This is a genomic window from Flavivirga jejuensis (genome assembly GCF_030540765.1).
Taxonomy (GTDB): Bacteria; Bacteroidota; Bacteroidia; order Flavobacteriales; family Flavobacteriaceae; genus Flavivirga; species Flavivirga jejuensis.
Genome location: NZ_JAUOEL010000003.1, coordinates 64195 through 87509, shown reverse-complemented (window position 1 = coordinate 87509; position 23315 = coordinate 64195). Strand labels below are relative to the sequence as shown.

General features: G+C 31.4%; 16 protein-coding genes. 10 read left to right on the top strand and 6 right to left on the bottom strand.

The annotated features are described in order from the left end of the window. Positions 1–275 precede the first annotated feature (275 nt). Both Q4Q40_RS09185 and Q4Q40_RS09180 read left to right on the top strand, forming a co-directional pair. On the top strand, positions 276–2939 hold the full coding sequence (locus tag Q4Q40_RS09185) for an outer membrane beta-barrel protein (RefSeq protein ID WP_303301499.1): 2664 nt from the start codon (positions 276–278) through the stop codon (positions 2937–2939). A gap of 2649 nt (positions 2940–5588) precedes the next feature. Beyond that, positions 5589–6209, top strand: a complete 621-nt coding sequence (locus Q4Q40_RS09180; protein ID WP_303301498.1) for a hypothetical protein — start codon at positions 5589–5591, stop codon at positions 6207–6209. Positions 6210–6934: 725 nt separating this feature from the next. Here Q4Q40_RS09180 and Q4Q40_RS09175 read toward each other — a convergent pair. The 4 genes from Q4Q40_RS09175 to Q4Q40_RS09160 form a co-directional block, all read right to left on the bottom strand. Then, the gene (locus Q4Q40_RS09175; RefSeq protein ID WP_303301497.1) at positions 6935–7927 is read right to left on the bottom strand and encodes a helix-turn-helix transcriptional regulator; all 993 of its coding nucleotides are present in this window, start codon (positions 7925–7927) and stop codon (positions 6935–6937) included. Between the two features lie 110 nt (positions 7928–8037). Further along, the gene (locus tag Q4Q40_RS09170; protein ID WP_303301496.1) at positions 8038–9018 is read right to left on the bottom strand and encodes a helix-turn-helix domain-containing protein; all 981 of its coding nucleotides are present in this window, start codon (positions 9016–9018) and stop codon (positions 8038–8040) included. Positions 9019–9095: 77 nt separating this feature from the next. Next, entirely contained in the window at positions 9096–9470 is a 375-nt protein-coding gene (locus Q4Q40_RS09165) for a DUF7793 family protein (RefSeq protein WP_303301495.1), read from the bottom strand. Positions 9471–9476: 6 nt separating this feature from the next. Further along, positions 9477–9860 (bottom strand): DUF7793 family protein, encoded by a 384-nt coding sequence (locus tag Q4Q40_RS09160; RefSeq protein WP_303301494.1) that lies wholly within the window; start codon positions 9858–9860, stop codon positions 9477–9479. 543 nt (positions 9861–10403) lie between these two features. On the opposite strand from Q4Q40_RS09160, the gene Q4Q40_RS09155 reads away from it, so the two are divergent. Next, complete coding sequence (locus tag Q4Q40_RS09155; protein WP_303301493.1) at positions 10404–12824, top strand: aminotransferase class I/II-fold pyridoxal phosphate-dependent enzyme; 2421 nt, start codon at positions 10404–10406, stop codon at positions 12822–12824. A 452-nt stretch (positions 12825–13276) separates the two neighbouring features. Here the strand turns inward: Q4Q40_RS09155 and Q4Q40_RS09150 are convergent, their stop codons facing one another. Then, on the bottom strand, positions 13277–14305 hold the full coding sequence (locus Q4Q40_RS09150; RefSeq protein ID WP_303301492.1) for a LacI family DNA-binding transcriptional regulator: 1029 nt from the start codon (positions 14303–14305) through the stop codon (positions 13277–13279). 158 nt (positions 14306–14463) lie between these two features. Here Q4Q40_RS09150 and Q4Q40_RS09145 point away from each other — a divergent pair, with 158 nt between their 5' ends. The 4 genes from Q4Q40_RS09145 (at position 14464) to era (ending at position 18176) form a co-directional block, all read left to right on the top strand. Next, on the top strand, positions 14464–15504 hold the full coding sequence (locus tag Q4Q40_RS09145; RefSeq protein ID WP_303301491.1) for a sugar kinase: 1041 nt from the start codon (positions 14464–14466) through the stop codon (positions 15502–15504). A 72-nt stretch (positions 15505–15576) separates the two neighbouring features. Beyond that, entirely contained in the window at positions 15577–16245 is a 669-nt protein-coding gene (locus Q4Q40_RS09140) for a bifunctional 4-hydroxy-2-oxoglutarate aldolase/2-dehydro-3-deoxy-phosphogluconate aldolase (protein ID WP_303301490.1), read from the top strand. A gap of 191 nt (positions 16246–16436) precedes the next feature. Then, positions 16437–17165: a BamJ family beta-barrel-assembly machinery protein gene (bamJ, locus tag Q4Q40_RS09135; protein ID WP_303301489.1), complete on the top strand. Its 729-nt coding sequence runs from the start codon at positions 16437–16439 to the stop codon at positions 17163–17165. Positions 17166–17294: 129 nt separating this feature from the next. Next, a complete protein-coding gene (gene era / locus Q4Q40_RS09130) occupies positions 17295–18176 on the top strand; it encodes a GTPase Era (protein ID WP_303301488.1) in 882 nt (293 codons plus the stop codon). A 101-nt stretch (positions 18177–18277) separates the two neighbouring features. Here era and Q4Q40_RS09125 read toward each other — a convergent pair whose 3' ends face one another. Beyond that, complete coding sequence (locus Q4Q40_RS09125; RefSeq protein WP_303301487.1) at positions 18278–18793, bottom strand: GTP-binding protein; 516 nt, start codon at positions 18791–18793, stop codon at positions 18278–18280. A 589-nt stretch (positions 18794–19382) separates the two neighbouring features. Here Q4Q40_RS09125 and der point away from each other — a divergent pair. From der to Q4Q40_RS09110, 3 genes are all read left to right on the top strand, one after another. After that, positions 19383–20687 (top strand): ribosome biogenesis GTPase Der, encoded by a 1305-nt coding sequence (der, locus tag Q4Q40_RS09120; RefSeq protein ID WP_303301486.1) that lies wholly within the window; start codon positions 19383–19385, stop codon positions 20685–20687. 138 nt (positions 20688–20825) lie between these two features. Beyond that, positions 20826–21908, top strand: a complete 1083-nt coding sequence (locus tag Q4Q40_RS09115; RefSeq protein ID WP_303301485.1) for a hypothetical protein — start codon at positions 20826–20828, stop codon at positions 21906–21908. A gap of 18 nt (positions 21909–21926) precedes the next feature. Continuing rightward, positions 21927–23273, top strand: a complete 1347-nt coding sequence (locus Q4Q40_RS09110; protein WP_303301484.1) for a sensor histidine kinase — start codon at positions 21927–21929, stop codon at positions 23271–23273. Positions 23274–23315 lie beyond the last annotated feature (42 nt).

The window sequence follows — 23315 nt, the reverse complement described above, 5'->3', positions numbered from 1 at the left end:
GATACATAATGAACTCTGAAAAAAACGCTCCTTTTGAAGTGATTTAAGCTTTTTTCTATTGGCTGGAAAATGCTCTTTTTTACTCAATTTTTGCCTTTTTATTGCTCCATAGTACTACTATGAATTGCAAAAATGCTTTAATTGACTACAAAATAGTTGTTTTTCGCTTCAATCAAAAAAGCTTAAACCACTTCTTTATTAATATTTTATGTGAGAACAACATGTTCACACAAATTTTCAGTTTTTTATTTGGTTAATTACTAAAATTTAAGCGTGTGAAATATTGTTTTTTTATAGTTACAATGCTCTGCGTAACGGGAGTTTTCGGACAAGCAAAATCATTTAAAATTTCTGGAGCATTAATAACAGAAACAGATAAAATGGCTTTAGAAGCTGCCACTATTTATTTAGAGCGCGTTAAAGATAGTGCATTAGTTACTTATACTATTTCAGATAGACATGGCAGGTTTTCTTTAGAAGGTAAAACTAGCGATAAACATTTAAATCTTTATATCTCGTATGTTGGTTACCAAACCCACTATCAATCTATTCATTTAGATCAGAATCTTATTAATTTAGATACTATTAACCTAAAAGCAGATCTCAATGCGTTAGAGGAAATCTTTATAAAAGTTAACCCGCCAGTTGTCATAAAAAAAGACACTTTAAAGTTCAACGCCTCGTCTTTTAAAACTAAAAAAGATGCTAATGTTGAAGATTTATTAAAGCAATTACCTGGGGTAGAAGTTAATGAGGAAGGAGAAATAACCATAAATGGGAAAGCTGTAGATAATATTTTGGTAAATGGAAAGCCATTTTTTAGCAACGACCCAACAATAACCACACGGCATTTAAACAAAGACATTATTGATAACATTCAAATTACAGATACCAAAACTAAAGCTGAAGCTTTTGCAGGAGACGAAGGTGCCAAAGAAAAAAAAACGGTTAACCTTGTTATAAAAGAAGAAAATAACAATGGTACTTTCGGACAAATTGCAGCGGGTACGGGAACAAATAAGCGTTACGAGTTTGCAGGGATGCTTAATCGTTTTGATAACGACCAACGTATTAGTATGCTTGCAGGTGGAAACAATATCAATTCGCCTGGGTTTAGTTTTGGGGGTGGGCGCACAAGCGGACAAGGTATCGTCGTATCTCAAAATTATGGCGTTAATTATGTCGATAAATTGAGAAAAAAGAGTGATCTCTCTGCTAACTATTTTTTTTCTAATAGCCGTTCAGAAAATGAGAATACAACAGAACGTGCTTATATTCTCTCAGATTCAAGATATACTACCAGTTCAAGTACAAAATCATATAACGAAGGTGCTAATCATACTATTGGCTTAGGATTTAATATCAAAATAGACTCTACACTTTTAATCAATATAAATCCATCATTTAATGCTTCTAAAAACAACGCAGAAACGTCTGGAAATAATAAGTCTCGAGATTCAGAAAACACTTTAACAAATCAATCTAGCTCGTCTTCATTTTCAGAAACTACTAATAGAAATTTTAATAACCGTTTAGATATAACAAAGCGATTTGGTAAAAAGGGAGCCTATTTAAAATTTAATATCTTAAATAAGTACGAGACTGCGGAGACCGATACCTATTTAAATTCGGAAACTGCTATTTTTGGAGATAACCCCGAAACTATTGATAGAAAACAATTTACAAATGGAGATCGAAAAACAAAAGGACTCTATACAAGTGCTTCTTTTAGATGGCCTTTAAAAGCTAACACTTTGTTTTTAGATTTTAAATTTAATTATAGAAATGATACACAGGAAAATATAAACAGTACTTACGCTTTTGATGCAGACACGCAAGATTTTACTTTGTTTGATACAGATTTAAGCACAGATTTTGAATATATAACTCAAAGGAGCACCCCAGCTTTAAGGCTTACTTATAAAAAAGAAAAATGGTCTGTTAGTTCTGAAGCAGGATATGTATTTAGAACCTTGCAAAGCACTGATTTCCTAAGACCCGATTTAAGTTTAACACGTGATTTTGAAACTGTAGAATTACGATCGAGTTTTCAGTATCAATTTAACCCAAAATCATACATATATGCTAGTTACGGCTTAAATAATACGCCCCCGCAATTATCACAACTACAACCGTTTCAAGATGTTTCAGACCCTATAAATACAGTAACTGGAAATCCTAATTTAAAACCTACCAATACCCATAGTTTTTATTTAGGACATAACACGTTTCATTTTCAAAAACGCAGCGGTTTTTATAGTCATATATATGCTAACTTAAGCAACAATCAGGTGGTTACTAAAACAACTATTGACGAAAATCTTGTGAGAAACACAAGCTATGCAAATGTAAACGGAGGCTATCGTTTAAGTGCTGGTGGTGGTTATAATAAAACCATAAAAATAGATTCTCTAAAAACATTTAAGTATAACATAGGCCTTTCTACAAGTTTAAACAGATCTGTTAACTTTAATAATGAGGTACAATATACCTCAAACAATACAGCTTTAAACCCCCATGTAGGTATTACCTTTGTATGGGATGCTATTATGATGATCGTACCAAATTATAGGTTATCATTTAACAAAACCACATTTGATCTAGACGATTTTGAAGACCAGGAATTTATTAATCATGCAGTCGGTATGCAGATAACCACATTCATCCCTAAAAAATTTGAATGGCGGCATGATATTAGCTTTAATTATAACCCAAATGTTGCTGAAGGGTTTCAAAAAAGCGCTTGGTTCTGGAATACAACCCTTTCTTATGCTATGTTTAAAGATCAAAGTTCTTTAAATTTAAAGATTTACGATCTATTAAATCAAAATACAAACGCCAGACGTATTGCTACTCAAAATTACATCCAAGACTCTCAAAGTCTCGTTCTTAAACAGTACTTTATGTTAAGTTTTAGTTGGAAATTCAACAACTTCTAATTTCTAATTCCTAACTCCCACCTCCCAAGTAAAATCCTTTTCAGGTAAGTTTTAATCCATTTCAGTTAAATCATATCATCGACCTTTGTTTTGGTTAGTAATTTTTGTCTTTTTGACTTCGGTTGCGCCCAGTCCCCATTTATTGGAATTCTACAGATTGAGCGTAGCCGAAACAAAAGACAACCTATTGTGTTAAAGAACCAAGACCGCTTCACTTTTAGAACAAAGAAAAAAGACTTGCTTTTAGTTAACTTTCAAGGATCGGTTTTAAAAAACAAATAATAGTTCTTCTTTGATAATGAATTTTATAAATGAAAAAACTTTATAGCTTTATCAGAGGAATTCTTTTCGATTTCACTATCCAACTCCTAACTTCTAACTTCCACCACCTCCCAAGTAAAATCCTTTTCAGGTAAGTTTTAATCCATTTCAGTTAAATCATATCATCGATCTTTGCTTTGGTTAGTAATTTTTGTCTTTTTGACTTCGGTTGCGCCCAGTCCCCATTTATTGGAATTCTACAGATTGAGCGTAGCCGAAACAAAAGACAATCTATTGTGTTAAAGAACCAAGACCGCTTCACTTTTAGAATAAAGAAAAAAGACTTGCTTTTAGTTAACTTTCAAGGATCGGTTTAAAAAAACAAATAATAGTTCTTCTTTGATAATGAATTTTATAAATGAAAAAACTTTATAGCTTTACCAGAGGAATTCTTTTCGATTTCACTTTCCTACTTCCATCTCCCAACTTCCAACTCCTAACTTCTAACTTCCACCACCTCCCAAGTAAAATCCTTTTCAGGTAAGTTTTAATCCATTTCAGTTAAATCATATCATCGACCTTTGTTTTGGTTAGTAATTTTTGTCTTTTTGACTTCGGTTGCGCCCAGTCATCATCTATTATTTGAATTCTACAGATTGAGGCGTAGCCGAAACAAAAAAACAATGTATTGCGTTAAAGAACCAAGACTACTTCGCTTTTAGAATAAAGACTTGTTTTTAGTTAACTTTGAATGTTTAACTTATAACTTACAATGAATAATGGTTTTCTTTTTTACGACATATCTATTGCAAACTCTATGAACGTACAGCCACTCTTCAAGCACAAGGAACTCAATTCATGTGAATTTGTGTCTTAATTTAAAATCAAGAAACACGCTCTTACCCCACTATTCATAATACTTGGCCCATATAACACTAATTCACATTTGTGAAATATCCTTTTTAGACAAGTTTTAATCCTTTTCAATTAAGTTTTACTGTTGATCTTTGTTTTAGTCTGATATATGATTTCGGTTGCGCCCGGTCACATTTTTATAGGGATTCTGGAGATTGAGCGTAACTGGAATTAATATCTAGAATCTATTGAGTTCTTTTAGATCATTTTTGAACACTTTCGAAAATAAAGTCTATTTTGTTTGAAACTATGAATCACATAATTAATAGCTAAATAGCAATATTCAATAAAACTTTCTTTTTATGTGATGTCTCCTATCGTCAGACATGACCTCGAAATCTAATTTTGTATTCTAAAGAATAAGCCTGTTTTAGGTGTGAAAGTCAACATTATAAGGTGTTTGTCTCCTTTAGCATTCGTGAAATTAAAATATTTTTTCATTGAAGGCGCCTTGCGAAACAAACCGAAAGCTCTTAAAACCGATAATTTCATATAGGTTTCGACTTTAGCCTGACTTGATCGGAGTCGAAAGGCTACCATTGACGTGTTTTATAAATACTTAATTTTTGATCGTTAATTGTCGGAGTCGAAGAATCTTTACAATTAATCTCTAAAGATTCTTCAGTCGTAAGCTTCGCTTATATCTTCAAACAAAATATATTTTGTTTTCGATAGCCTACCATTGACGTTATTTTTTAAGATGTTGTTTTTCATAACTTTAAAAATATTCGATCATGTGGATTCCTGCCTTCGCAGGAATGACAAAAAAACTACTAACCTGACCATACTCTATAACGTCATTTCCTCCACTTGATAATTTTTTTTATCTCAAATCTACCATTGACGTGTTTTGTAAACAACTAATTTTCAATTGCTTGTTATTCAGAGCGCAGCGAAGAATCTTTATAATTAATCTCTAAAGATTCTTCAGTCGTACCTCCTTCTGAATGACACCCAATTACGTCATTCCCTCCACTTGAGAAATTTTTGGTCTAATGCCTCTGGATGACACCCGTATTGCGTCATTTCATCCGCTAGTTAAAATTTTTAACACAGATCTCTCTGAATGACACCCGTATTACGTCATTTCATACGCTAGTTAAATTTTTAACTCAGATCTCAGACTAACATCTGATATATTATTAATTTTTGACATGTACTACAGTCTTTTATAACAATTAATCCCTCTCAGACAATTTTTACTCCTTTTCTGGCAAGTCTCACACCCGCATTATTATTTACTTTTGTAATTGATTTAAATTTACTTATAATCACCCCCCTTTAACTGGGTAGCACTAATTTGTAGTTGTCTAAAAACTCTTTTCAAGTAGAAAACTACCCAGTTTTTAATGTAGTATACTATATCAGGATTAAATAAATCCCTCTCAGGTAAGTTATTATCCTTAAAAAGTAAATTTTGTTTACGATTTTTGTTAGCCTATTTGCATAGACCCAATCTATAATTATAAAACAATGATACAACGTATATTTACTCATAAAAAGACCAACAAAAAACTCATCATGTTCGAAGATAGAGAGTTTGAAAAGGAAAACCCTATTAAACAATATGGGAATGCCGTTATTGTGAAGCAAATGGTCTTAAATGGTGTGCCTAAAGAAGAGATGATTGGAGAAAAGGGACTTACTCCTACAAGCAACGAGATATTCAAAGGCGCTCATGATCATTGGTTAAAACTAAAAAGTGACTTTCAAAAAATAAAAATTCCAGAAAACTTAATAAAGCTTTTAAATACCAATAGAAAAAAAGACCAGGAAAAGTTACTCGATGGCTTATTTCTTCCTTTAGAAATTCTAACGTCTTTTATCTTTAAGGCTTATCATGAGTTTGGGTACACGTTGAGTCAATATATTTCTGAGTTTTCTAAAAAAGACTCTAAGTCTGTTGCCAGGATTATAGATTGTGGTGAACATTGGCATTGCTTTTTTACAACATCCAAGGATTCATCAGAAGAAAAAACACAGATTCACTACCTATCCAGCGACTTTGGTATTGATAGAACCGATCTTGTTAAAAAAATAAAATCAAGTGACTCCTTGTTTAAATTAGACAGTCTACCGCATATTACTTTGTAATCATAATTTGTGAGTAGGCCTTAAGGTCTCTCTTTTAAGATCCCCAAAAAAACCAGAGCTATCTCTATTCTTAAGTTTTTAAATTCTTTCTATATAGAATGCGCTCTGGTTTTTTCTTTTTAATTATCAATGTCAAAGAATAAAGACCGCTTCGCTGTTAGAATAAAGAATACAGACTTGTTTGTAGTTAGTAAGCACCCTAAAATTCCAAAACCCAACCACTAATTGAAAGGTTTAGATTTTTTATTTCTGCTTTTTCGAAAGCCCTAAAGGTAAATTGTATAATCATCATGTATAGATCAATTTGATGTGATGTATCAATCGTGTCTTGCTCTTCCCTCTTTTTATTAGTATCTATCTAAAATAGTTATTAATAAATATCCTTTTACAAATTATTTTACTAATAGTTATATGAGCTTTTAATTTTTATTTGATTTAATAAGAGAGAGATTCTTCGCTTCGCTATCATTGACTTTTTTATAAATACTTAATTTACAATCGTTTGTCGTTCATGGCACAGCGAAGAATCTTTATTATTAATCTCTAAAGATTCTTCAGTCGTAAGCTTCGCTTATATCTTCAAACAAAATATATTTTGTTTTCGATAGCCTTAATGACAGTAACTTTTTACAAACATAGGATGATACCCCAATTACGTCATTTCTTCCGCTAGTTAAAATTTTTATCTGGTGTCTGAATGACACTTTTTAGCCCCTCCTTAATAATTAGATGTCGTAGTCTTTGGATCGTTTCCTTAAATCTCTGGGCGTAAACCCATACTTCTCCTTAAAAGCTTTAGAGAAATGCGGTGCACTTATAAACCCTGTTATATGAGCTATTTCTTTAATAGAAGTATCAGTATGTTGAATTAATAGGCTCGCTTTTCTCAATCGTTCATCTATTAAAAAACGAAAAACAGTTTGCCCGTATAATTGTTTAAAGCCATACTTTAATTTAAATTCATTCGTTCCAAAAGTATGTGCTAATTCTACTAAAGAAGAAAGCTGTTTGTCTAAGTTATTAACTATATGATCATGAACTTCTCGGATTTTCCTAATATCTGAAAAACTTAGGTTTAACTGTTTACTTTTTTTACTATTATTAGCCTGTTTGATGGCTTTGCTTGCTTCCTTTCGGGATGTTACAAAGTTCCGTAATGCTATGTCTCTTGCTGTACTATTTTTAATAATTTCTACAGAGGTAATCACTATTCTTTTCGATTGATTAGTCTTATCAATAAATTTACTTACTAGACAATTGGTTGTTAAAATTAAATTTTGTTTAGTTTTAAAAGATAGTATAATAAATTCTTCATGAGCATCCATATCTATATGTGCTAACTTAGACATTAAGCCGTTCCAAGCTAATTTTGAATCTTGAGTTAGGAATGTAGAAAAAGGATTTTCGTGTAATTCGTTATCATTAAAAAACAACATTTGCTTTATACGAGAATTAAAAGTAATAATAGTATCCTCCATATCTAATACAAAGAACATTTGAACCAGATGTTTGTAAGTTTCATTTAGATTTGCGTATCCCTGATGGAGAAAAGAAGACTTTATCTCTTCAAAGGTCATATTAATCAATGCAGTGAGCGCTTCAATATCATCATCCAGATTAGATCTTTCAAGTTTGTAAGCAAAGTTTCCGCTGGCAAACTCCAAAAGCATGGTATGTATTTGTTTTATTCTTTCTTTATTAATATCATCATCGAGCATAAATACGGTATTTAAATTTATTTAGTACGAGAGATTTTATATTATTTAAACAAGAAAAATTAGAGATTATTTTATTCGAAAAAATAAATCTGTGTAAAATTTCTTATAAATCATTTCAGATTGCGATTAGATTGTTTTCTCAAATCTCTTGGGGTAAACCCATATTTTTCTTTAAAAACTTTAGAAAAATGCGGCGCACTTACAAACCCTGTTACATGGGCTACTTCTTTTATGGAAGTATCTGTATGTTGAATCAATATACTAGCTTTCCTTAATCGTTCATCTATTAAAAAACGAAAAACAGTTTGTCCATATAATTGTTTGAATCCATATTTTAATTTGTATTCATTTGTTCCAAAAGTATGTGCTAATTCTATTAATGGAGAAAGCTGCTTGTCTAAGTTATTAACTATATGATTATGGACATTTCGGATTTTTCTAATATCCGAAAAACTTAAGTTTAACTGTTTATTTTTCTTACTGTTATTTGGAGCCTCACCAGCTGTCTCGCTTATGCCCATTCCAGAGTTTAAATTCTCTCTTTCTATTCTGTTTTTAATAATTTCTATAGACGTAATCACAATTCTTTCCGATTTATTAGTCCGATCATTAAATAAGCTTGCCAAGCAATTAGTTGTTAAAATTAAATTTTGCTTGGTTTTAAAAGATAGCATAATAAATTCCTCATATGCATCTAAGTTTGTACTAACCAACTTAGATTTTAAATCATTCCAAGCTAATTTTGAATTTTGAGTTAAAAACGTAGAAAAAGGATTTCCTTGTAATTCATTATCATCAAAAAATAACATTTGTTTTATACGAGAATTAAAAGCGACAATAGTACCCTCTACATCTAATACAAAGAACATTTGAATAAGGTGCTTGTAAGTTTCACTTTGGTTTGCATAACCCTGATGGAGAAAAGAATCTTTTATTTCTTCAAAGGTCATATTAACCAATGCAGTGAGCGCTTCAATATCATCATCCAGATTAGATCTTTCAAGCTTGTAAGCAAAATTTCCACTGGCAAACTCCATAAGCATGGTATGGATTTGTTCTATTCTTTCCTTATTAGTTTTATCTTCGTTCATTGTTTAGACTTATTTAAAATTTGGGGTTTAATACTAAAATCAAAGATTATAAAACAACAGTATAAGTTTATAGTTATTTAGGAAATAAGGTTCAGGTATTCTAAAGCATCCGCTTCTTTGGTGAATTTTTCAATCTTAAAAGTTGGTCTGTTAGCTTTAATAAAAAAACCTGATATAGCGCTAGTTAATGGCGTCTTAACTAATAAAGCAATGGCTTTAATTAGTACACCTCCCTCGCCTGCGAAGTAGTTTCTCGCTCCTTTATCTACGCTTTTAAGGCCTCTCAAGTCACAAAAAATTAAAAATGCTTTACCTTTTTGCAATAAGAGTCTGTCTTCTACAACCTTTATAGCTGCAGGTTGGTCTAGTGAGATTCCATTTTTGTAGACTAAATAAAGAATGTCTTTTTTAATCCAAAACTTGGCGAACTCGTTTTCAATATAGTCTGTCAAATCATTTTAAAATTTTGGGGTTTCATTGTTTAAAAACTCTAAAGCATCTTCTTTTTTTGTAAATACTTGAGTTTTAATAGCAGGATCACTAGTTTTAATATAGAAGCCTGATATGGCACTAGTTAGTGGGTTATTGACTAATAAAGCTACTGCTTTAATTAGTACAGAGCCTTCTATGGCTAAGTAGTTTCTTGCACTTTTGTTTATGCTTTTAATACCTCTCATGTCACAAAAGATTAAAAAAGCTTTGCCTTGTTGTAATGAGAGTCTATCTTCTACAATTTTTGTAGCTACAGATTGATCTATAGAGATTCCGTTTTTGTAAACAAAAAAGAGAATATCTTTTTCAATCCAGAACTTAGCGTATTCATTTTCTATATGTTCTTTCAAAATTATTTAAAAATTTAGGGATTCAAAAAATAATGTTTATTTAAATATTTATATACATATGGTTTAGTTTTTAATTATTGTTAAATTAATTTTCGGTTTAAGAGAGAAATGTCTTGTTATTAAGCGAAACAAATTAGCACAAAATAAACTAGGACAAAACAAATATAATTACAATTATTTTAACAGAGCTGGGGTAAAACCGTACATTTTAACTCTTTATAAGTAACTTTTGGGCTAATTGTGTTTTGCCATTTAATTCCTAATTAATGAATTATTTTTCAATATTAATAGGTGTTAATATGTTATAATTCAATTATTTAGATGTATTTTTTGCTGTATTAAATCTTAAAATATTTTTTTATTTATATAAAACTTGTCTTAGAGGGATAAAAACTTATCTATAAGGGATTTTTACTGAATACACAGGGATTTTACTCAGATTTGGCGATTAATTTGTATAGTTTTATATAATCAGAATATATTAAGTTTATAGATTAAACTAATAATGCTGCAGATTAAATTAACCCCATAAAAAATCTCAAAATGGCAAAAATCAAGCATAACAATTTTCTCGACACCGTTAATGAAGTATTTACAGATGCAAAAGAACAAGGCGTATTACATTTATATGCCGAAGGAGATAATTTTACAGGAAGAAAGATAAGAATAAAGCAAAAAGATCTTTTTCATTTTGGGACAACTGGATATTTAGGTTTGGAGCAAGACAAGCGTTTAAAGGAAGCTGCTGCAGAAGCCATTTATAAATATGGAACACAGTTTCCACTTTCTAAAAGTTATATTTCAAATCCGTTATATCGTAATCTTGAAGAAAAGATTGCCCAGTTGTACGATGCCCCTGTTATTATTACAAAAAATAGTACACTTGGTCATTTTGGAGTTATTCCTAGTGCTGTTGAAGATGGTGATGCCATTGTTTTAGATCATCAAGTACACTGGAGTGTGCAAAGTGCCGCGAATGTACTTAAAACCCGTAGTGTACCCATTGAGATGATTAGACACAACAATCTTGATATGTTAGAAGATAAAATTAAAAAACTATCCTCTAAGTACAAAAAGATATGGTATATGGCAGATGGTGTTTATTCAATGTATGGCGACGTAGCTCCATTAGAAGATCTTATGAAGTTATGTGATAAATATCCGCAATTACATTTGTACTTAGATGATGTTCATGGTATGAGCTGGACGGGGAAACGCGGGACGGGTTATGTACTTAGTAAACTAAAAGAATTGCCAGATAATGTGTTGTTATTTGGAACCTTAAGTAAAACGTTTGGAGCTAGTGGAGCAGTGGCTGTATGTACTCATAAGAAAAGGCATCATAAAATTAAAACCTTTGGGGGGCCTTTAACTTTTTCGGCTCAATTAGAACCAGCTTCTGTGGCAGCAGCAATTGCATCTGCCGAGATTCATCTTACCCCCGAGATTTATATGTTACAAAATGAACTACTTGAACGTATAACCTTATTTAATACATTATTAGAAAATACAGACCTCCCTTTAGTAGAACGAAATAATTCTCCTGTATTTTATATAGGAACAGGAATGCCTGTTACAGGATATAATTTAGTGAATAGATTGATGAAAGAAGGGTTTTTTGTGAATTTGGGAATATTCCCAGCAATACCAGTAAAAAATACAGGAATAAGAGTAACCATTTCTAGACATAATCAGGCAAAAGAAATAATAAGCTTGGTACAAGCTTTGGTTTATCACTATCCTAAAGCTTTAGAAGACACTCATACCACCCCTGCTAAAGTAAGAGCAGCTTTTAAACTGCCTATTTTAAATGAGACACCAAAAAAGAAGCTTGTAGAAGAAGTTCGTGTTGAATATGAACAGACTATAGAGCGTATCGATAAAGATACATGGAACAAACTTATGGGTAAACAGGGTGTTTTTGATTGGGACGGTCTCCTTTTTCTCGAAAAAGTTTTTACGAAAAATAAACGTTCTGAAAACAACTGGGACTTTCACTATATTATCATTAAAGATGAAAAAGATAAGCCAGTATTGGCTACATTTTTTACATATGCCCTTGGAAAAGATGATATGCTTGCACCAATTTCTGTGTCTATTAAATTAGAGGAAACACGAAAAAAAGATCCTTATTATCTTACCTCTAGGGTGTTGGGTATGGGGTCGCCGTTTACAGAAGGAGAACATATGTATGTAGATAAATCACACCCACATTGGAAATTGGCAATAAAACAGATGTTGGATAAAATCGAAGAATTGGATCAACAATTTAACTCAAATTGGTTGGTGTTAAGAGATTTTAAACATGATGATGAACTTAGTAAGTTATTCCACGAACAAGGATTTATTAAGATGGTGATGCCCGATTCATGTCAAATACTAGATCTTTATTGGAACAATATAGATGGGTATCCTGATAGTTTATCTACGCGTTCCAGAAAACACTTTAAGAAAGATATTCTGCCCTATGAGGATCGTTTTAAGATTGTATATAATAAAGAACCTAAGAAAAAGGAAATTGATCAGTTTTATGAATTGTATCATAATGTGAATAAAAACAACCTTGCTTTGAATATGTTTCCTTTACCAAAAAAACTATTCACAATGATGGCTCAACATCCTAATTGGGAGTTTTTAACGCTCTATTTAAAAAAAGAGTTTAACGCTGGAAAATCGGATATTCCAGTAGGTGTTATGTTTTGTTACAATAATATGGGAAACACTTACACGCCAGCTTTTATAGGAATGGACTATAATTACACAGACGAGCACCAAGTTTATAGACAGCTATTGTATCAGACAATTAAACGGGCTACAGAACTTAAGTTTAATAGGATAGATTTTGGTATGACTGCATCCTTTGAAAAGAAAAAAGTAGGAGCCACTGTTATACCAAAAATGTCCTATATACAAGCCAAAGACAATTTCTCATTAGAGTTAATGGGGGTTATGCAAAATAATTAGTTAACATTGGGATTGCCTCCAGTGTTATTAAGGAAGCATCTTCATTGTTATGTCATTTAAATAAAGAAGCTACTTTACTATATAGAGTGGCTTCATTATTAGTTTTTAACTAAAACACTAATAAATATACTTATATGTAAATTTGTATTTAATAATAGTTAAACTTAGTTATTGAGGCTCGGGTATAGTTTATTGCTAACTGTGCTTAGTGGCGGTAAAAATAAGAGCAATAATATGAAGAAGCTACTTTATAAAGAAATAGAGTAACATTTATATTTTAGATGATTAAAAATTAAATAATACCAGTTATTATTTCAAATGAGCTATAAATAATTTGAATTATATTTTGTTTAAATAAGATATAAATAATAAAATATAAACCTTCTTTAAAAGATTATGAGAATACTGTAATTCAGTAAAAAAAAGGAATCTTTCGCTTCAATCAAAAAAGTTTAAACACCTCTATTAGAAGAGTCCCTAACAATTAGTTCAGCATCCAATATTATTTTATTCAACTGTTGCTTAACAACCGTTTTCTTTACGTGTTCCAAAAAAGTTTTAGCAGCCAGTTTTCCAATTTTAGCACTATGTTGATTTATACTTGTAATAGTAGGAGTCACCATAGCTGTAAAAGGTTCATTGCCAAAACCTACTAAAGCAATCTCTTCAGGTATTTTTATGCCCAGTTCGTTTAATACTTGCAAGGCTCCCAAAGCAGCATAATCACCAGCAATATACACCGCGTCTGGTTTGTTTTTTAAAGCTAGTAGTTGCGTCATTTTATCACGCCCGTCTTCAGTGGTAAGGCTACTTTCAATTAAAAGAGCTTCTTCTAAAGGAAGCTTATGTTTCTTAAGAGCATCAATATAACCTCTAATTCTATTGTTAAAAATACGTGTATGTTTATAACCACCAATATGAGCAATTCGTTTGCAGCCTTGTTGTACCAAATGATCAACAATTAATTGACTACTGTCGTAATCATTAATTCCAATATAGTCTACGTTTAAATCGTTTTCCCCACGATCAAATAAAATTAAAGGAATGCCTTTAGATTTAATTTTTTCATAATATTCTAAATCAACAGTTTCATTAGCCATAGAAGCTATAATGCCATCAACCTGTGTAAATAAAAGCGTATCAATGTTACTACATTCTTTTTTATAAGATTCGTTAGATTGTGTTATAATGATATTGTATCCTTTTTTATTTAATTCTTCCTCTATATTTTGAATCACAGAAGAGAAAAAGTTACTGTTTGTTCTGGGAACAATAACCCCAACTAAGTTACTTTTTCCTTTGCGTAATGCACTTGCAAGATGGTTTGGTTGATAGTTTAAGTCTTTCGCTACTTTTTTTACCGCTTCCTTTGTTTTATCACTAATTCGAGAGTCATCATGAAGCGCTTTTGATACAGCAGCAGGAGAAATATTTAAAACACTCGCTATATCTTTAATAGTAGTTTTTTTATTATTACTCAAAATTTTATATATTTGCTTAAACGTTTAAGCAAATATAATGCTTTAGTTTAATAATCAAAGCTTCAAGTCTTTTATATTCAAGCTTTGATTTTATTTATAAAGACTGCTTAAACGTTTAAGCATATTGCGAGCTAAACAATTAAATAAAAATTAAAAAAATGAAAAAAGTAGTCACTTTTGGGGAGATTATGCTAAGATTAGCACCCCAAGGATTTTTAAGATTTTCTCAAGCGAATAACTTTGATGTTGTATATGGTGGTGGAGAATCTAATGTGGCAGTATCATTAGCTAATTATGGTGTTCCTGTAGATTTTGTAACACGTTTACCTAAAAATGATATTGGTGCGTGTGCCATGATGGAAATGCGTAAAAGAGGCGTTGGCGTAGATAAAATTGTTTATGGAGGTGACCGCTTAGGTATTTACTTTTTAGAAACTGGAGCCGTTTCAAGAGGAAGTAAAGTGGTGTATGATAGAGCACATTCTGCAATTGCAGAAATCGAATCTGGTATGATTGATTGGGATGCTGTTTTTGAAGGTGTAGAATGGTTCCATTGGACAGGTATTACACCTGCAATTTCGCAAGGCGCTGCAGATGTTTGTTTAGAAGCTGTAAAAGCGGCAAGTTCTAAAGGAATTACTGTTTCTACAGATTTAAACTACAGAGCTAAACTTTGGAAATTTGGTGGAGACCGTGAAGCGATCATGACAGAGTTAACATCTTATTGTGATATTATTTTAGGAAACGAAGAAGATGCCGAAAAACATTTTAATATTAAACCAGAAGGGTTGGATATTACAACGCAAGGACACGATGTAAAAGCAGAAGCTTTCTTATCTGTTTGTAAACAAATGATGGAGAAATTCCCAAGAGCTAAAAAAGTAATTACAACTTTAAGAGGGTCAATTTCTGCATCTCATAATACATGGGCAGGTGTTTTATACGACGGATCAAAAATGTACGAAACACGCCAGTATCAAATTACCGATATTGTTGATAGAGTAGGTGGTGGTGATAGTTTTATGGGAGGTTTAATTTACGGATTACTTAAATATCCTGAAGATGACCAGAATGCTTTAGACTTTGCTGTAGCAGCATCATGTTTAAAACACACAATAAAAGGAGATGCCAACTTAGCTACTGTTGATGAGGTAGAAAAATTAATGGGCGGGGACGCTTCAGGTAGAGTTGCTAGATAGTAATTAATAGTTGAATTTTTTGTGTTTAACAAAAATACAATTCAACAAAAAACAAATAAACATATAACACACATGGCACAATATACAAGAATAGAAGTTGCAGAAGTTATGAAGAATACAGGATTAGTTCCTTTGTTTTATAATAGCGATATAGAAGCAAGTAAAAAAGTATTAAAAGCTTGTTACGATGGTGGTGCTAGATTACTAGAGTTTACTGCCCGAGGTGATTTTGCTCACGAGGTTTTTGGTGAATTAATAAAATATGCCATTAAAGAGTTGCCAGGCATGGTAATGGGGGTTGGTTCTGTAACCGATGCTGCTGCTGCCTCAAGGTTTATGGCTTTAGGTGCTAATTTTATTGTAACACCTGTTTTAAGAGAAGATATTGCCATTGCTTGTAATAGAAGAAAGGTTTTATGGTCTCCTGGTTGTGGTACGTTAACTGAAATAGCAAGAGCTGAGGAATTAGGATGTGAGATTGTTAAACTATTCCCTGGAGATATTTACGGACCACAATTTGTAAAAGGCATTAAAGGCCCTCAACCTTGGACGAGCATTATGCCAACAGGTGGTGTCTCTCCAACAAAAGAGAGTATAGAAGCTTGGTTTAATGCAGGAGTTACTTGTGTTGGAATGGGATCTAAATTAATAGCCAAAGATGCTAACGGACAGTTTGATTATGCCAAAATAGAAGAACTAATAAAATTTTCTATTGGTCTTATTAAAGACGTTAGAAGTTAATAGAAAGAGTACTGTAATATTTTACATAACTTAAAAACCTTCCAATATTCAGGAAGGTTTTTTTTATGTATGTAAATTTGTTACTTTTGGCATTCAAATAAATTTAACCAAATTATGGTGAGACATTATTAGTTAGAAATTCTAGCAATTATATTAATGTCGCATAAGACAACTAAAATAATAAAGGAAAAATGAAAACATTAAAAATTTTAAGTTTAGCTACAATCGCTTTACTTGCCGTTTCATGTAATAAAAACGGTGTTACAAATAAACCATTAACAACACAAATAGACTCTGTTAGTTATTCAATAGGTTTAAATATGGGCCAACAATTAAGAGGAGGATTTGAAGAAGCAAATATAGATCTTTACATTCAAGGACTTAGAAACGGACTTGATTCAACCAATATCTTGATAGAGAAAGAGAAAGTTAATGCTGTTATTCAAGGATACTTTAAGAAAAAGCAAGAGGCTGAAATGAAAGCGCAGCAAGAAGAAGCTCTTAAAAAAGCGGAAGAGGAATTTGGAGAAAATAAAATTGCTGGTGAAAAGTTTTTAGCTGATAACATATCAAAAGAAGGTGTTGAGACTACAGAAAGCGGATTACAATATATCGTTATGAAAGCGGGTACTGGAGAGAAGCCTGTTCCTGCATCAAAAGTTAAGGTACATTACCATGGTACTTTAATAGATGGAACTGTGTTTGATAGTTCTGTAGATAGAGGAGAACCAACACAGTTTGGGGTTAGCCAAGTTATAAAAGGATGGACAGAAGGTTTACAGTTAATGTCTGTAGGTTCTAAATACAAATTTTTCATTCCTCAAGAATTAGCATACGGAGCAACGCCAAGACCAGGAGGTGTTATTAAGCCATTTGCTGCGCTCGTTTTTGAAGTAGAATTACTAGAAATAGTTAAGTAGTTTAAAAAAATCTTAACTTATAATTTATAAAAAACAGGAAGCATATGCTTCCTGTTTTTTGTTTTAAAGGATGCATGGTGTAGTAAAGTACAAACATCGTAACTTTGCATTGATAAAAACAAAGAATATATGAGCCATAAAGCAGGTTTTGTAAATATTATTGGTAATCCTAATGTAGGTAAGTCTACATTAATGAATGCCTTTGTGGGAGAGAAATTATCTATTATAACATCCAAGGCACAAACCACACGACACCGAATTTTAGGAATAGTAAATGGAGAGGGTTTTCAAGTGTTGTTTAGTGATACACCAGGTATTATAAAACCAGCTTATGAGTTGCAAGCATCTATGATGGGGTTTGTAAAGTCTGCTTTCGAAGATGCCGATGTATTACTTTATATGGTCGAAATAGGAGAACAAGCGTTAAAAGATGAAGCGTTCTTTGAGAAAATTAAGAGTTCAAAAATTCCAGTATTATTACTTTTAAATAAGATTGATACATCCGATCAAGAACAATTAGAAACTCAAGTACAACTTTGGGCAGAAAAAGTACCAAATGCAGAAATTATTCCTATTTCGGCATTAGAAGGCTTTCAAGTAAAAGAAGTATTTAATAGAATTATAGAATTACTTCCAGAATCGCCTCCATTTTACCCAAAAGATCAATTAACAGATAAACCAGAGCGCTTTTTTATAAATGAAAGTATAAGAGAAAAAATTCTGCTTCATTATAAAAAAGAAATTCCTTATGCGGTAGAAGTTGACACAGAAGAATTTTTTGAAGAAGAAAATATTATTAGAATTCGTTCTGTTATTATGGTAGAGCGCGAGACTCAAAAAGGTATTATTATAGGACATAAAGGAAGTGCTTTAAAGCGTGTAGGAGTTGAAGCTAGAAAAGACTTAGAGAAATTTTTTGGTAAACAAATTCATCTGGAGCTTTATGTTAAAGTAAATAAAAATTGGAGAAGTAATCAAAATCAACTAAAACGTTTTGGGTATAACCAGTAGACGATGTTAATGTTTTCTTCTTGATTGGGTAGTGTTAAATATAGATACAATATTTGTGGGTGCACCGTGGCTATGTCAGTATGCAGACTACCTCCAATTTTTTAGCTGGATCTAGGTATGATCCTTTTATTTATAACCCCATTCATAAAATTATTTAATGCGCCCATTTCGTTTACATTAGATGCTTTTCCAATACTACCAGCAAAGTATAAAGCAATCCAAATAACAACCATTAAAAGCATCAAACCAACCTGTAGAGCAAAACTTTCTTTTAAAATCCAATTAGTATAAGCCCATATACTAAAAGCTATAAATAAGCTAGCGACTATAAAATGGAAAAACATAAACATGGTCCAAACCGTTGGGTTAGGGCCAAATAATCCATGAACTACACTAGAATTATCATCAATTTCGTCAATCTCTAAATGTAGCTGTGGTGACCAAAAAGTCTGTTTTTCTTTTGGGAATTTAATAAAGACATGATTATCTAATCTCGTTACAATAAATTCAGATTGGTTAGCTTTTAAAGCTTCAAAATCTTTTAAAACAGATTGGTTATTGGTACTAAGTTTCATTTTAAAACGCGGTCTTAAAACAATGTCATTTGTTGCTGGCATATCATTCGTGTTTTCAGTACAGTAAATTACTATTTTTTCTATTAAGAAACTGTTTAAGTTTTGTTTTTGGAATTAGTTTGGGTGGATTAAGTTCCCAGATAAGGCAAAATAAATGCGAATAGCATCGTTATTTAAAACCTGAGTTTGACGTAAGGATCGTAGATAAAAGTCAATAAATATGCTAGATTCAACTTATAATTATTATTGACTAGCTAGCTAGCTAGTCAATAATAATTTAAGGAAGAAGATGGTATGTTTATTGGTTTTTAGCTTGAAATTAATAGATTTTAATATATTTCAGATATTTAAAATTCACTTGCTTAAGATAAATGTTTAATAAACAGTTTTAAAAAAAATAGCCTCATTTTCCTTACGTCGAACTCAGGTTTAAAGAAATTTTGCTGCAGAATGAGGGCATAAGACGACAAAATAAACTAAAGGATAACATTTAAACAGTTTCTATATATAAATCGTTTTAATCTTTATAAAAAAGAACTTTGAGTAGACTATATTTCCTATTTTTGCAAAATATTACCAGCGGGTAATATAAACAAATCAGCCTTAGGCTGTTGCATACCATTTATAGATTATGAGTAATATAGTAGCTATCGTAGGAAGACCAAATGTAGGGAAGTCAACATTTTTTAATCGTTTAATACAACGAAGAGAAGCCATCGTTGACGCTGTAAGTGGTGTTACAAGAGATCGTCATTACGGTAAAAGTGATTGGAACGGCAAAGAGTTTTCACTTATAGATACTGGAGGGTATGTATTAGGTAGTGATGATGTTTTTGAAGCTGAAATTGATAAGCAAGTAGAATTAGCTATTGATGAGGCTGATGCTATCATTTTTATGGTAGATGTTGAGAATGGAGTTACTGGTATGGACGAAGATGTTGCTAATTTACTTAGAAAAGTGAATAAGCCAGTGTTTTTAGTCGTTAATAAAGTGGATAATGCGAAACGTTCTAAAGAGGCCGTAGAGTTTTATTCCTTAGGATTAGGAGAATATTATAACATAGCTAGTATAAATGGTAGCGGTACAGGAGAATTATTAGATGCTTTAGTTGAAGCATTACCAGAAAAAGAAGACGTAGAAGAAGAAGCATTACCACGCTTTGCTGTTGTTGGTCGTCCAAATGCAGGGAAATCATCATTTATTAATGCTTTAATAGGAGAAGACAGATACATCGTCACAGATATTGCAGGAACCACCAGAGATTCTATTGATACAAAATATAACCGTTTTGGTTTTGAGTTTAATTTAATTGATACTGCGGGCATACGTAGAAAATCTAAAGTAAAAGAAGATTTAGAATTTTACTCGGTAATGCGTAGTGTAAGAGCCATAGAGCATGCAGATGTTTGTCTTATAGTTTTAGATGCTACACGTGGTTTTGATGGTCAGGTTCAAAATATATTTTGGTTAGCAGAACGTAACAGAAAAGGTATTGTTATTTTGGTTAATAAGTGGGATTTAGTAGAGAAAGACCATAAATCAATGAAAGAATATGAGAAGGCGATTAGAAAACAAATCGAGCCTTTTACAGATGTACCAGTCGTATTTATTTCAGTATTATCCAAACAACGTATTTTTAAAGCCATAGAAACTGCTGTTGAGGTTTATAAAAACCGTTCTAAAAAGATAAAAACGAGTAAACTTAATGATGTTTTACTTCCTATTATAGAAAGTTACCCACCGCCAGCATATAAAGCTAAATATGTAAAGATTAAATACATTATGCAACTGCCAACACCACAACCGCAATTTGCATTTTTCTGTAACTTACCTCAATACGTAAAAGATCCCTATAAACGTTTTTTAGAAAACAAACTTCGCGAACACTTTGATTTTGAAGGAGTCCCTATTAGTGTTTATATGCGTAAGAAGTAGAATTATAAAGGTTTTTATAAAAAATAAAAACGTATTCTAGTCTATTGTAGCAAATCACTCATTTTTTAATACTAAACTCTAATTAGCTATTAGGTTTTTTTAGTTAGTGCATTATATTTGTTTAAAACTTATTAGGTAGTGAAAAAACGTCTTTTAATTTTATTCATTATAATATTTTCTATCAATACCTATGGTCAGAAAGTTATTCACAAGCCAGATTGTATTTATAGCAATATTTCTGGGGAAATAGAAAAAGTAGAGCTTACAGAAAAAGAAACCATACTCCATTTTCATGTAAGAAAACCTAGGGGCGGATGGATTTACATCCCAAGCGCAACCTATATTGAAAGTAGTTTGACCAATGAGGGGCGTTTATATGTTATTAAAGGGGAAGGGGTTGGAGTAGCTGAGAAGTATTATTTATCGCGAACAGCTGAAATAAGATATAAGTTATATTTTCCTGCTTTGAGAAAAGATGTTAAAGAGATAAATTATGATGAATCTAACTCTAGAGGTAATAAATTCATATATAAATTAGATGTTTCTAAGAATGGATACAGTTTTAGATCATCAAAGTGGCGGAATATGCGTGAACATCTTGATAGCAAAAACAAATCTTCAATAAATAATAGAGACAAACAATTAGGAGAAGTTAAAACAGGAAAAAGTGATGGTGATGTGTTTCCTGAGGATTTACCGAAAGCGTTTTTTGGTAATTGGTATGATAAATATGGTACACTTATATTAATTACGACACCAGAGTATATTGTTTCTGATTTTAGGATTCGATATTATCGGAGTATTCAAAAAATTGGAAACAATAAATTTAAGATTGAGACTACTGCTAACTCTTTTGAAATTTTAAGCCTTGATAATGAAAATATGATTATTAGGACAGACAAATTGAGCAGTCTTAAAAAGAAGCCAAGTAATAACAGATCTGAATTTATAAAAGGGAATTGGGTTCATAAAAATAGAATTAGTAAACTAACCGTAACAGACGATTTCTTTTACTTCTATGATAAAACATCTGAAAACACATTAGGTAGCAAAAAAAAACGTATTGATCATGTGGCGGAATCTAAATCTGATGATGTCATTTGGTATATTCTATATAATCAGGGGGAATTCAGTATATACATCGCGAATAAGATAAATGGCGAATACGTATTAAGCCCCAGAGGCCAGATGGAAACTAAGTACAAAAAGATTAAAAAATAGAACGTAAAACCTCTTTATTTGAAACAAAAAAGACGCTTCATTTTATCTATACTTTTTATTCCTGTTTTATTATTTGGACAAGGAATAAGTATGTTACCTTCAGAGCTTCCAGATTCTATTTTTGGAAGTTGGGTAGATGATAAAAATAATGTCATGCTAGTTGTTGCTCCAGAATACATCGTTATTCAAAATGAATTATATTATTATAATGATATAGTAAAAGAAAAAGAGGTTATAAACTTGACTTGTGTAGATGATTTTAATGTAAAATATGTTAGTCTTACAGAAATTGATTCTGCTGGTATTTATTTAGATGAAGGTTATAAAATAACAAAACTTGTAAAGAATCAAGGAAGTATAACAAATAAATTACCTGATGCAATTATAGGTAAATGGTATGCATCTAAAAACGAAATAAAAATATTAGAAGATGAAGTGCTTTTTTCTGATTATTCCTATAAAGTAGATTATATAATTTCAACCGATAATTCTAAACATTATTTTGTTTTATATAAAGACGGTGAGTATTATTTTTCCTATAGTTATTTTAATGAAGATGGACACTTTTTACGAACAAATTTTTCAAAAGAGATTCTTTTCAAGAAAGAATCTTTTTTTCAAAAGCATTTTATAAGTTTTATTTCTATAATTATTTTGTTGTTTTTGTTTATTGGGTATTATCTGTTTAAGTGGAAAATAGCTATGACTAAAAAGAAAGAAGTAGCGAAACGCATGTTTACCGAAATGCAGCTTAAAAGTATTCGATCACAAATGAATCCCCATTTTTTGTTCAATGCGTTAAGTGCTATTCAGAATTTTATAAACAAAGGCGACAGCATTAGTGCAAATCATTATTTAACCGAATTTTCACAACTCATGCGGTTAACATTAGATAAATCGGAAAAAGGAGTAGTACCGTTATCTGACGAGATTGAATCAATAAAAAAATATCTTGAATTAGAAAAGTTACGTTTTCCTTTTCATTACATGATAAAGATAGACCCGAAAATAGACACATATTTAACAGAAGTTCCAGCGATGTTAATTCAACCGTTTGTTGAAAATGCTATTATTCATGGGTTAAATGAAAAAAAAGGAGAGAAAAAACTAAGTATTGAATTTAAAATAGAAGAAGAAAACTTATCGTGCCTTATTATAGATAATGGTATTGGTATTAAAAAGGCTCAAGCTAAAAAAGATACAGGTTTAAAGAGAGAGAAGTATGGGTTGAAATTAGCTGAAAACCGTATTAATTTAATTAATGAAAGCTATAAAACCAATGCAAAAGTTGAGATCATTGATATTTCTAATAATACAAGGGAAACGGGAACAGTAGTTGAAATTTTATTGCCTTTAAGGTATTGATATAAAAGAGATAGCATTAAAAAACGTTTTAAAAATGGACGT